We start from the raw sequence: 13,096 nt of genomic DNA, 5'->3' as shown, positions 1-13,096 counted from the left end.
TTAAAAAAGGGGTGGCTGATTTTTGGTATATTTAAAAGAAGGTAAAAACATAGCAAGGGAATTGGGTATACAGGACGCCGAACTGGAACTGGTGCTGAAAAAATGTGAGCAGGACTCAGTACCACACAAAGAAGCGCTTTATAAAAGCTATTATGGCTTTATAAAAGGCGTGGTGAGGCGTTATGTAAACGATTATCATGTTATGGAAGAGTTGGTGAACGACTCTTTTGTAAAAATCTTTAATAACCTGAATACATTCAAAGCACCCGGGTATTCGTCAGATATTGAGCAATCCTTTAAAGGCTGGGTAGCCAAGATCGCATCAAGAACGGCTATTGACTTTTTGCGGAAAAAGAAAATGAATTTCCTGCAGGAGGAACCATCAGAGAACCATTTTCCGGAGCAGGCGCCGTCCGGGGTGCATACCAGCGAAGTAAAAGATATCCTGTCATTGCTGAACCAACTACCGGAAGTTCAGAAAACCGTTTTTAATTTATATGAGATAGAAGGATTTAGTCATGAGGAAATAGCCCGTCTGTTGCAGATCTCCGAAAACGTCTGCCGGGTTTACCTTTCAAGGGCAAAAAGTAAATTAAAAGCGCTTTATATAAAACATTTTTAATAAAAAGTCATGGAAGATCATCAGGATGATTTTTTAAAACATATTAAAGGGGTACTCCGGGAGCACGAGGAGGATTACCGGCAGGGTGCCTGGGAACAGTTCTCCCGGCAGCACCTGCAGGCTGCCCCTGCAAAAATAGTGCGGGTCATTCCCCTGTGGAGGCGCGTTGCCGTTGCGGCAGCCGTGCTGGCAGGTATATTCCTGGCCGCTCACTATTTTATGACATCCAACAGCGACCTTCCGCCGGATCTTGTAAAAGATACGCCCGCTCAAACTCAAAATGGTCCTGCTGCTGCAGATCCGGCAAAACCCGGGCAGCCCAATTCCCCGCTGACTCCGGGTACCTCCTCCGATGAGCATTTAAACGCCTTCCCGGCAGAGCAACACGTAGCAGCATCATCCCCTTATAATGGCAACCGGCAGATCGCACAAAACAATACAATAGAGGAGGCGCCCGTTTTCCCTGCAGATACGCCTGCCGGCGTCAAAGAGCCGGCCAGCAACGGCCTGGCTCCGGCCAAGGCAGCACCCGCCGACCGGCAGCCGGAACCGCTCCCTCCCGGCAGGGTTGCACCAGGGAGGGAAAAAATGCAACCCTCCCGGGATCGGTCCTATAATCCCGCGCCTTACTTTGCACACGAGTCATCCGCCTCCCGCGAAGAGAGCCGTTCAAAAAAATGGACCCCCAGCGTATACATTTCACCAATGTTTGGAGAAAGCGACGTGAATATGGGATATGGTGTTGCTTTGGGCTACGCGGTAAATGACAAGATCAAGATCAGTGCGGGAATTGCACACAATAAAATGACCGCTTCCCGCAATTTTGACGTTTCCTTCTCCCCTCCCAATGCGGCGCTAAACAGTGGTGCCAAAGGCGCTCTTGCCGCAGCATCCCCCGCCCGGAGCCTTATGAACAATGACGCAGCAGTGCCGCAGCAACAGTTAGAACGGGTAAATGCCTCGCTGAGCGGCTTTGATATTCCTGTTGACATCAGCTACAACTTCACCAACCGGCTCTATGCCACAGCCGGGGTTTCGGGGATGGTAGTGGTAAAAGACAATGCCTTGTACTACTATAAAGATGCCGAGAACCAGCAGATCTCCGTTGAAAATAACCAGGGTATTCTTAAAGAAGATAAAAATATCCAGGTAATAAAATCTTCCGTTTCCAATGCGGCCCCCGAAGCATCTGAAAAAGAAAGGACCCCGTTCCTTGGGTTCTATAATGTGTCTTTCGGATACAAACAGAAAGTCACCCACAAGAATAATGTAGCTATAGAGCCTTTTCTGAAAGTTCCCATGAAGAATGTATCAGATCAGAAACTGAACTATACAGGTATGGGCATCCGGCTGAAGTTCGATTTTTAGGATCTTGTTTGTTTTTAGTTATAACATCTATGCGGGGTTCTTTACCCCGCATTTTTATTTAAAGATTCCTATCTTTAGAATCAGCCATGAAGTTACTGAGTGCAACACAAATAAGGCAGTGGGATGAATTTACCATTAAAAATGAGCCCATTGTTTCATTGGAACTGATGGAGCGGGCGGCGAATGCCTGCACCCGCTGGCTGTTGCAGAATACGCTTGCCGGCACCTATTATATTTTTTGCGGAAAAGGAAATAATGGGGGCGATGGCCTGGCCATTGCCCGTCTGCTTTATAACGCGGGCAGGGCCATTAAAGTGTTTATCCTGGAGTCGGATGCCAAGGGTTCGGACGACTACATTTCCAACTTCCGGATCCTGCATCACCTGTCGGCTATTCCCATTTACCAGGTCCGGTCAGAAAAAGACCTGCCGGTCATACCGGAAGAATGCATACTGATCGATGCGCTTTTTGGCACAGGGCTGAACCGGGGATTAACAGGACTGGCGGCCCAACTCATTGACCATTTGAATAATGCCGGTGCTCCGGTAATATCTATTGATATACCCAGCGGCCTCTTCTGTGATCAATCCTCCCGTGGCCACAGTATCATCCGGGCAAGGCACACGCTCACCTTCCAGGTACTGAAAATGGCTTTTCTTATTGCAGAGAATGCCGTCTTCTTCGGACAGGTCCACCTCATCGATATCAACCTCCATCCCTCCTACCCGGACCTTGTTGATACCCCTTTTTACATCATCAATCAATCAATGGCCCGGCGCATTTACCGGCCCCGTACCGCCTTTGCACACAAGGGCAATTTCGGTCATGCGCTGATCATTGCCGGAGCTTATGGAAAAACAGGCGCCGCCATACTGAGTACCCGGGCCTGTTTGAGGACCGGGGCAGGACTGGTAACAGCCCATGTACCCGACAGAAGCGTTTCCATACTACAAACCGCGGCACCGGAAGCCATGGTATTCCCGGACCCCGAAGCGGATCATATAGCCACCCTTGGTTATACGCCGGAGCTGTTTTCTGCTACAGGGATCGGACCCGGGATCGGCACCGGTGTCAAAACAAAATTTTTCCTCAGGGGACTGCTGGAACATGAGGCGCTAAAGCTGGTGCTGGACGCAGACGCCCTGAATATCATTGCAGGGAGCCCCGGTCTTTTAAACCACCTGCCCCCGGGTAGTATCCTTACACCCCATCCCAGGGAATTTTCCCGTCTTTTTGGAGAACAGGATAATGATTTTAAAAAAATGGAGATAGCCATATCTAAATCAATGGAATTGAATGTTATAATAATTTTAAAAGGGCACCACACGCTGGTTGCCCTTCCGGACGGGACCGGCTTCTTTAATATAACGGGAAACGCCGGGATGGCCAAGGGAGGCAGCGGGGATGTATTAACCGGGATGCTTACAGGACTGCTGGCCCAGGGCTACTCCTCCAAGGAAGCTGCCATTATGGGTGTTTTCCTGCATGGACTTGCCGGGGATCTTGCAGCCGGAGCCCGGGGTATGGAAGCGATGACCGCCACGGATATCATCGAAAATATCGGAAGCGCCTTTCAGCAATTGTTGTAATAAATGATCCTTAAAGGGGCTCCCGCAATCAAAAACCAGGCCCGGGCATTTTGCCGGAATACACCTACTTGCTCCATCTTTTTCATAGCTTTCAAAAAACCTTTATAAATGATTTAAAAGTTTAAATAAAAACCGTTACTGCTTCAATAATTTGCTAATTGCAGCCTTAAAAATAACCCTTCACTTATTGAATGCAACACTTATATTTGCAGCCTTGCTTATGCCTTTATAATATATTAATGTAGAAAAATTTATATGCAACATCTGATCTATTTAGTACCTCTCATGGCCATCATCGGCCTCATTTACACTTTAATAAAATTCCGATGGGTTGTTAAACAGGATGCAGGAACACCAAGAATGAAAGAGATCAGCAACCACATTGCCGAGGGTGCTATGGCTTTTTTAAAGGCCGAATGGAAGATCCTTGCCTATTTTGTGGTAATCGTTGCCATTTTACTGGGTGTACTGGCCAATGCCAACCCCCACTCCCACTGGATGATTTCCGTTTCCTTTGTCATTGGAGCCGTATTAAGCGCGGTTGCCGGTTATATCGGAATGCGGGCGGCCACATTTGCCAATGTGCGTACCGCCAATGCTGCCAGAAGCAGCCTGCGTAAGGCCCTGAACGTTTCCTTTGGCGGCGGAGCTGTTATGGGAGTGGGCGTAGCCGGACTGGCGGTACTGGGCCTGGGTGGCTTATACATTCTTCTGAAACACTTTTTTGCTCCTGATGCCGATCTGAACTCTTCAGAAATGCTGACCACGATTGAGGTACTGACCGGGTTTTCCCTGGGAGCAGAATCCATTGCCTTATTTGCCCGTGTAGGAGGTGGTATTTATACCAAGGCTGCCGATGTAGGTGCCGACCTGGTAGGTAAGGTAGAAAAAGGCATCCCCGAAGATGATCCCCGCAACCCGGCCACCATTGCCGACAATGTAGGCGATAATGTGGGCGATGTAGCCGGCATGGGTGCCGACCTCTTTGGATCCTATGTAGCTACCGTACTGGCCACGATCGTTCTCGGACAGCAGATCAATGTGGCAGATGGAGCCGATTTCCTGGGAGGCTACTCCCCCATAGTACTGCCGATGCTCATTGCCGGGATCGGTATTTTATTTTCCATTATCGGAACCTTTTTTGTCAAGATCAGCGAAAATGCAGGCATCAGTACCCACACTGTTCAGAAAGCCCTGAACATGGGTAACTGGGGTTCTATTATCTTAACCGCACTTGCGTCAGCCGGATTGGTATACTGGATCCTGCCGGAGCAAATGGAATTGCGCGGCTTTGTATTTACAAAGACCGGGGTACTGGGCGCCATCGTGGTAGGACTGGCTGTAGGTGCTTTAATGACCATTATCACCGAATACTATACAGCGATGGACAAGCGTCCGGTGAACTCAATTATTAAAAAATCGTCCACCGGGCATGCCACCAATGTGATCGGCGGACTGGCTGTAGGCATGGAATCCACATTTCTGCCTATCCTCGTTTTAGCAGCAGGTATTGTGGCCTCTTATAAATGTGCCGGTTTATATGGTGTATCCATTGCAGCCGCTGCCATGATGGCCACTACGGCCATGCAGCTGGCTATCGACGCCTTTGGTCCTATCGCCGACAATGCCGGCGGTATTGCCGAAATGAGCGAACTGCCTAAAGAGGTAAGGGAAAAGACCGACGTACTGGATGCGGTGGGCAATACCACAGCCGCAACCGGTAAGGGCTTTGCCATCGCTTCAGCTGCATTAACCGCCCTGGCATTATTTGCAGCCTTTGTTGGCGTAGCGGGTATTAAGGGTATCGATATTTATAAAGCCAATGTACTGGCCAGCCTTTTCCTGGGCGCCATGATCCCTTTTATTTTTTCGGCGCTGGCCATCCGGGCGGTAGGTGAAGCGGCTATGGCCATGGTAGAAGAAGTAAGACGGCAGTTCCGTACCATTCCCGGAATCATGGAAGGTACAGCAACCCCCGAGTACGATAAATGCGTAGCTATTTCTACAGAAGCATCTCTTAAAAAGATGGTGGTGCCCGGTGCCATTGCCATCGTCTCCCCCATTATCATCGGCTTTTTGCCCGGATTTGGTGCAGAAGCCCTGGGCGGGTTCCTGGCAGGTGCCACCGTATCCGGTGTATTGCTGGGTATGTTCCAGAATAATTCCGGCGGGGCCTGGGACAATGCTAAAAAATCATTTGAAAAAGGTGTAGAGATCAATGGAGAAATGTTCCACAAAAAATCAGATCCGCACAAGGCATCCGTAACCGGAGATACGGTGGGTGATCCGTTTAAAGATACTTCAGGTCCGTCTATGAATATCCTTATCAAGTTAATGTCGATTGTGTCACTGGTTATTGCTCCCACCCTGGCGCAGGTAGAGGGGAATGTAGCCAAACAACCCACACCTGTTAAACAGGAGGTAACCAAAAACGCCGTTACAGCCACGGGCAGGATTGCCGCGCATTTCAGCAGCGTTTCAAAGTAACGGCAATAGCTAAACATATTTCAGGGTTGCTTCTGTCCGGAGCAACCTTTTTTATTTCCGGTAGCCACTTGAGCACTGAACATCCTGGCTTTTTAAATGAACCCAGCGGATCGTTCAGAAATAAAGGCTTTTGCCAGAAGGGGAATCAAAAACCTGTGTTTCTCAGAGCTTCGGTGGCATAACGCGATCTCTGTACCTTATTAACTATTTAATATCCGCAAATACGAAATATACCGCGCCGATCATCAATAGAAAACTCACCAGGTATTTCCAGTGAAAGGCATTATTGGCAAAGGCCACGGCATAGATGGTGAACACCCCCAGTGTGATGACCTCCTGTGTGATCTTCAGCTGGAACAGGTTTACGCCTGCTTTCTGCCCGATACGGTTGGCCGGCACGGCCAGGCAGTATTCAAAAAATGCGATCAGCCAGCTTAGCAAAATCGCCTTCCACAATGGCCAGTTCTCATTCTTCAGATGATGGTACCAGGCCAGTGTCATAAAAACATTGGAGCAGATCAGCAATAGGATGGTTCTGTAAATCATAATTGTGATAATAGGCGGGTTTAAGTTTAGTTCAGTGCTTTTTTAAAAGCAGCAACCGCCAGGGGATCGATCCCCGAATGCCGGATGCTTTCTGCATCGTTGGCAAATGCGGGTGTATTGAATTTCATTTTTGAAGGAATCATTTCCCTGAGCGAACTGTGAAACTGGGTACAGCTGGTAGCAGCAGCCAGCGCCCTTACATTATCTGCCCGCACACCGCTTCCCGGCATAATGATGATCCGCCCGGCAGCCTGCTCATTGAGCTGGCGGATCAGGGGAGCCCCCTGTATGGCCGTTAGTTCCTGCCCGCTGGTGAGGATCCGCTCACAACCCGTATTAATGATCTGTTCTAACGCTGATAATGGATCCTTACACCGGTCAAATGCCCTGTGAAAGGTAACTCCCAGCGGGTAAACCGCTTCAACAACCCGGGCGGTACGTTCTACATCTATTTCACCATTCGCTCTCAGAAAGCCGGTCACCACACCGTCACAATCCAGCTTTTTACAATTAACGGCATCCGCCAGCATGCATTCAAACTCATCTTCGCTGTACAAAAAATCGCCCCCTCTTACCCGGATGATCGGGTAAATCGGGACGTCAAATTTTTCCCGGCAGGTTTTGATCACCCCGTAAGACTGGGTAGTTCCCCCCTCACCCAGGTTGGCACAAAGCTCAATCCGGTCGGCCCCTCCCGCCACAGCATTCTTTGTCGATTCAAAATCCGTGGTAGCGATCTCGATGGTGCATTCATTATATATATGTGGCATATGCTTTTTAGTGAGATGTTGTTAGTAAAATGTTGTTAGTAAGATGTTGTTAGTGAGATGTTGTTAGTGAGACGTTGTTAGTGGGATGTTGTTAGTGGGATGTTGTTAGTGGGATGTTGCCGGTCTGATTTAACCAGGGTCGTTTATTATCAGGAGGTAAAATGATAATTCGAGTCAACAAGGGTTTCTTTTATTTTTGTCTTAATGGCATAGTTAAACCCTTTGTGTATGGCATAAGAGCCTACGATCCCGTTTTTGTTAATGGCAATAAAAGCCACCTGTATTTTCTGCGCATCCGCTTTCTTGATCTTTACAATACGCTCAATGATTTTCCGGCAGGCCACTTCAGGTCCATATCCCTGACGCATCATTTCCACCACGCTGTGCGAGCCGGCCACCCGGATCACATCTTCGCCCTGTCCCGTAGCCACACAGGCGCCCACTTCGTTATCAACAAACAGCCCGGCCCCAATGATGGGCGAATCACCCAGCCGGCCACGCATTTTAAAGCCCATGCCACTGGTGGTACAGCTGCCGCTGAGGTTTCCTTTTGCGTCCATGGCCAGCATCCCGATGGTATCATGATTCCATTCGCCATTATCGAACCGCTGCGGTGCAAAAGGGCCGTGGCCTTTATTTTCGCGGTTGATCGCCGGTTCATATTTTGAATGCTCCAGCCATTTTTTATAGGCGTTCTGTGCATCGGCCGACAGTACCTGCGGCTCTAAGGGGAACCCTTCTTCCACCGCAAACTGCTGGGCACCGCTGCCTACCAGCATTACATGCGGCGTTTTTTCCATCACCCGGCGGGCCACAGAAATGGGATGTTTGATCCGCTCTAAAAATCCCACGCTACCGCAGTTGAACTGGTGATCCATAATACTGGCATCCAGTGTAACAATCCCCTCCCGGTCAGGGTTGGCCCCCAATCCCACACAACAGTTCTGCGATGCTTCCGTTATTTTAACGCCGTTCTCCACCGCATCCAGTGCTGTTCCCCCGCGCGACAGGATATCCCAGGCACCTTTATTGGCTGCCAGTCCCGCATCCCAGGTAGATATCACAACCGGGCCATTCTGGGTTACCACCTGTCCACGGCCGTTTTTCAGTAATAACGATGTTACTCCCGACAGCAGTCCGAGCTGAAGAAAACGCTTCCTGTTGATCATATATCTATTTTTTTTCGAAATTAAACATTCCCGTGCATTCTCCGGAAAATTTGAAGAAGTGAAAATATGGAAATGTTAAACTGAAACAGAAACGGATCTAACGTAAAACCTGAAACCTCCTATTGATCAAAAGAATCAGAAAGATAGGTACGTTTATCGCCCGTTGCAAACAGCGGTTTGGATACAGAAAACCGCTCCAGCCGCCCGCGGTATTCCCGCTGTACCTTCCGTTTCATAAAATTAAGCCAGCCAAAAAACTGACCTCTTAACCCGTAGGCCTGGGCGATCCATTTGGTCAGGCTAAATCCATCGCTGTGTTCTATGATCTTTCCCCCTCCGAAACGCATAAATGATTTGGCATCAAAAACGATCTGTTTCTTTGAGCGGGACGAATACCAGGTTGCCTTCCACTGGCAGGTAGCATATTCGTGGTCAATCTCCTCGCTTTTTATAACGGTTAACCGAAAATCCCGGATATCCCTGCAGATCATCTCCCATTTATCCATAACCTGCTGCCCCTCTAACATTCCAAAAAGCGGGTCGCTGTAAACAATATCATCACTATACAGCGCATTCATGGCCTGGTGGTTCCGGTTTCCAAAGGCTGTAAAAAAAGATTCGATAATTTCAATATTCGTCATCCCTGTATAAAAACTCCTGTAAATTATAATATATACGGTCCCTGTTAACCGCGAAAATAAGACAATCGTTTGCATTGCACCTTCTTAATTTCTAACTCAAAAAATCCTTAACTTGGCGCACAAAACCCAATCATTCATTATGCGTGTCATTTTATGTTTCGTTGCTTGTCTTACGATGTTGAGCCTCCGGTCCCAGGAAATCAGTATTATCCCGCAACCCAAGTCTGTTGTTGTGAAAAGCGGATCCTTTATCCTCAGCCGTACCACCCCGGTTGTGGCCCCATCAAAAGATGATAAGAACATTGCAGCGCTGTTGAATACCTACCTCAAATCCTATTACGGCTTTTCCCTGCCGGTGGTTTCCAAAGGATCAAAAGGCATCCTGTTAATGACAAAGTCTGCCTCCGGTGACGGTTATACCCTGGAAGCCACACCCGCTTCCATCCGGATTTCGGGCAACTCGGCAGCTGGTACCTTTTACGGAACCCAGTCTTTAATACAACTGCTGCCTGTAGAAAAAAGCAACACGCTCTCCATCCCCGCCGTGTCCATCACTGATGCGCCGGACGTGGCCTACAGGGGGCTGATGCTGGATGTAGGCCGTCACTACTTCCCGGTGGATTTCGTAAAAAAATACATCGACTATATTGCCCTTCACAAAATGAACTATTTCCACTGGCATCTTACAGAAGACCAGGGCTGGAGGATCGAAATAAAAAAATACCCCCGGCTTACGGAAGTAGGCGCCTGGCGTAACGGCACCATTGTTGGCAATTTCCCCGGCAAAGGAAACGACAACAAACGCTATGGAGGTTTTTATACCCAGGCAGAGGTGAAGGACATCGTAGCCTATGCCGCTAAACGATATATTACCGTAATTCCTGAAATAGAAATGCCGGGGCATGGCGGCGGCGCTATTGCAGCCTATCCTTATTTGAGCTGTTTTCCGGATAAGCCCACATTTGACTATTTCCCCAAACAGAGTACATGGTCCGGTGATAAAGCCGGAAAACAGGTACAGCAGGCCTGGGGCGTATATGAAGATGTGTTCTGCGCCGGTAAAGAAAGCACTTTTAAATTCCTGGAAGACGTGCTGAACGAAGTATTACCGCTGTTTCCCTCCAAATATGTACATATCGGGGGTGATGAGTGCCCCAAGAAGAACTGGGAAAAATGCCCGTTGTGCCAGAAACGGATCCAGGAGCTGGGTATCAAAGGCAACAAAGAACACAGCCCGGAACATTACCTGCAAAGCTATTTCATCCAGCGGATGGAAAAATTCATCAACTCCAAAGGCAAAAACATTATTGGCTGGGATGAGATCCTGGAAGGCGGCCTGGCCCCCAATGCTACAGTGATGAGCTGGAGAGGCGAAAAAGGCGGAATTACTGCAGCACGCCAGAAACACCAGGTGATCATGACCCCGAATAATTATGTATATTTCGACTACCAGCAATCACCCAAAGAGGATTCTGTCACCATTACCAATAACCGGAGCTCTTTGCCCATTGAAAAAGTATACAACTGGAAAGTGGTACCGGATAGCCTTACTGCCGATGAGCGCCCCCTTATCTGGGGCGGACAGGCAAATCTTTGGACCGAATACATCAGTAACCCCAAAAAAGCGGAGTACATGCTGTTTCCCAGGATGAGTGCCTTAAGCGAAGCCTTATGGAAGCCTGTTCAGGACCGCAATTATGATGATTTTAAAAAACGGCTGGAAACCCAGAAGAAACGGTATGACCTTTGGGGCGCCAACTATTTTGGAAAGTAACCCGCCATCAATCCACCCTATTTACAAAAAATAAAATAATATAAAATGCCTAAGTCACAAACTGCTAAACAAAGCCTGGATACATTGGAAAAAGTTGAGGTGCAGATCGTACCGGATCTGAAGGCAGGTTCACTGGCTATTGCCAAAACCATTGCCGGCCTGATCCGCCAAAAGCAAAAATTAAAACAAAAATGTGTACTTGGCCTGGCTACCGGGTCCAGCCCCAAAACGTTGTACGCCGAGCTGGTGCGGATGCACAAAGAAGAAAAGCTGAGCTTCAAAAATGTGGTCACCTTCAACCTGGACGAATACTATCCCATCAGCAAAGAGGCTATCCAGAGCTACAACCGCTTTATGCAAACGCATTTGTTTGACCACGTCGATATCAATCCCAAGAATATCCATATCCCGGACGGGGAAGTGAAAAAAGAAGATGTGAAGGCTGCATGTACGGCGTACGAGCAATTGATCGACAAGGCCGGGGGCATCGACCTCCAGATCCTGGGGATCGGCAACAACGGCCATATCGGCTTTAACGAACCCGGGTCCGGCATCCATACAAAGACCCGCCTGATCAACCTGGACAATTCTACCCGGATCGCCAACTCCTACGAATTCGCCAACATTTCAGAAGTTCCCCGCATGGCCATTACCATGGGGATCAGTACCATATTAAAGTCCAAACAGATCATCCTGATGGCCTGGGGCGCCGGCAAGGCCAAGGCCGTAAAAGCTGCTGTGGAAGAGGATGAAACCGAACACGTACCGGCATCCCTGCTGCAGGGCCACCCCAATGTAACGTTTATTGTAGATGAGCCGGCAGCTTCCGAGCTCACGCGGCTGAAATCGCCCTGGCTTACCGGGGATGTGGAGTGGACACCCCGGCTGATCAAAAAAGCAGTGGTGCATATGGCCCTGCAACTCAAAAAGCCCGTGCTCTCCCTCACTAATGAAGATTATAATGAATACGGATTAAGCGACCTGCTGGTGGAAAAAGGCAATGCTTACGAGATCAACCTGGAGGTATATTATATGCTGCGCGACAGCATTACCGGCTGGCCCGGCGGAAAACCCAACGCGGTGATCCCCTCGCACCCGGAACGCTCCGTACCTTATCCCAAACGGGTATTGATCTTCTCCCCCCACCCGGATGATGACATCATCAGCATGGGGGGCACTTTTCAGCGCCTGCACGACCAGGGGCATGATGTGCATGTGGGCTACCAGACCTCCGGTAATATCGCCGTAACCGACGAGTTTGTAACCCGCTTCCTGGATTTTGCCGTTGGTTTTAATACCATTGCAAAGATCGATTCCGATAAACCCGCCAAGATCCTTGCCCAAACACGCAAATATGTGGCCGGTAAAAAACCCAACCAGATCGATACTCCCACCATCCGCGAAATAAAAGGGCTGATCCGTCGCGGGGAAGCCAGCGCTACCTGCCGTTATGTAGGAATTCCGGATAGCAATATCCATTTCATGAACCTGCCTTTTTATGAAACAGGGACCATCGAAAAGAAGCCCCTCGGAGAAAAAGACGTCAGGATCACCATGGAATTACTGCGCGAACTAAAGCCGCACCAGATCTATTGTGCAGGCGATTTTGCCGATCCGCATGGTACACACCTTGTATGCTTTAATGCCGTGGTAGCTGCCCTGCAAAGACTCCGCGAAGAAGGCGATGAATGGATCAATGATTGCTGGTTGTGGCTGTATAAAGGCGCATGGCAGGAATGGAATATTGAAGATATTGAAATGGCCATCCCGATGAGCCCGGAGCAGGTATTGAAAAAACGTTTCGGCATCTTTATTCACCAGTCGCAGAAAGATATGGTGCCCTTCCAGGGATCAGACAACCGCGAGTTCTGGCAGCGTGCAGAAGAGCGGAACGCCAATACGGCTGGTATTTACGCCGACCTGGGCCTGACACACTATGCCGCTATGGAAGCGTTTGTGCGCTGGCATTATTAATAAGCAACGATTATAATTCAATAAAAACATCCGCTCCCCGCGGATGTTTTTTTATGCGGCAATAACGCCTCGGGGCATTGCCATTAATAGAAGGGTGGCTGATCCATCCCGATGTTTTTCTTTTGGGTCTCCTGGCCGGCCGCGCTGTTAGGGCAT

10 protein-coding genes are annotated in these 13,096 nt (G+C 49.0%); 6 read left to right on the top strand and 4 right to left on the bottom strand.

Annotated elements, in window-relative coordinates; translation table 11 throughout:
* The first annotated feature begins 22 nt into the window (after positions 1–22).
* The 4 genes from BLS44_RS15205 (at position 23) to BLS44_RS15190 (ending at position 6,066) form a co-directional block, all read left to right on the top strand.
* Positions 23–622: an RNA polymerase sigma factor gene (locus BLS44_RS15205; protein ID WP_245729227.1), complete on the top strand. Its 600-nt coding sequence runs from the start codon at positions 23–25 to the stop codon at positions 620–622.
* A gap of 9 nt (positions 623–631) precedes the next feature.
* Positions 632–1,990 (top strand): hypothetical protein, encoded by a 1,359-nt coding sequence (locus tag BLS44_RS15200; protein ID WP_090391040.1) that lies wholly within the window; start codon positions 632–634, stop codon positions 1,988–1,990.
* Between the two features lie 86 nt (positions 1,991–2,076).
* Positions 2,077–3,579, top strand: a complete 1,503-nt coding sequence (locus BLS44_RS15195; RefSeq protein WP_090391038.1) for an NAD(P)H-hydrate dehydratase — start codon at positions 2,077–2,079, stop codon at positions 3,577–3,579.
* 255 nt (positions 3,580–3,834) lie between these two features.
* Positions 3,835–6,066: a sodium-translocating pyrophosphatase gene (locus BLS44_RS15190; protein ID WP_090391036.1), complete on the top strand. Its 2,232-nt coding sequence runs from the start codon at positions 3,835–3,837 to the stop codon at positions 6,064–6,066.
* Between the two features lie 204 nt (positions 6,067–6,270).
* Here BLS44_RS15190 and BLS44_RS15185 read toward each other — a convergent pair whose 3' ends face one another.
* From BLS44_RS15185 to BLS44_RS15170, 4 genes are all read right to left on the bottom strand, one after another.
* Positions 6,271–6,612: a DMT family protein gene (locus tag BLS44_RS15185; protein WP_090391034.1), complete on the bottom strand. Its 342-nt coding sequence runs from the start codon at positions 6,610–6,612 to the stop codon at positions 6,271–6,273.
* A gap of 26 nt (positions 6,613–6,638) precedes the next feature.
* Positions 6,639–7,382: a copper homeostasis protein CutC gene (locus tag BLS44_RS15180; RefSeq protein WP_090391033.1), complete on the bottom strand. Its 744-nt coding sequence runs from the start codon at positions 7,380–7,382 to the stop codon at positions 6,639–6,641.
* Between the two features lie 149 nt (positions 7,383–7,531).
* A complete protein-coding gene (locus tag BLS44_RS15175) occupies positions 7,532–8,551 on the bottom strand; it encodes an isoaspartyl peptidase/L-asparaginase family protein (protein WP_090391032.1) in 1,020 nt (339 codons plus the stop codon).
* A gap of 119 nt (positions 8,552–8,670) precedes the next feature.
* Positions 8,671–9,192 (bottom strand): nuclear transport factor 2 family protein, encoded by a 522-nt coding sequence (locus BLS44_RS15170; protein WP_090391145.1) that lies wholly within the window; start codon positions 9,190–9,192, stop codon positions 8,671–8,673.
* Between the two features lie 139 nt (positions 9,193–9,331).
* Here BLS44_RS15170 and BLS44_RS15165 point away from each other — a divergent pair, with 139 nt between their 5' ends.
* Positions 9,332–10,966, top strand: a complete 1,635-nt coding sequence (locus tag BLS44_RS15165) for a beta-N-acetylhexosaminidase (RefSeq protein ID WP_090391144.1) — start codon at positions 9,332–9,334, stop codon at positions 10,964–10,966.
* 45 nt (positions 10,967–11,011) lie between these two features.
* Complete coding sequence (gene nagB / locus BLS44_RS15160) at positions 11,012–12,940, top strand: glucosamine-6-phosphate deaminase (RefSeq protein ID WP_090391030.1); 1,929 nt, start codon at positions 11,012–11,014, stop codon at positions 12,938–12,940.
* Positions 12,941–13,096: the final 156 nt, after the last annotated feature.

Origin of the sequence: Niabella drilacis (genome assembly GCF_900101395.1) — a bacterium.
GTDB classification, from domain to species: domain Bacteria; phylum Bacteroidota; class Bacteroidia; order Chitinophagales; family Chitinophagaceae; genus Niabella; species Niabella drilacis.
Note: the sequence above shows the minus strand (reverse complement) of the source record. Positions and strands in the feature narration are given on the sequence as shown.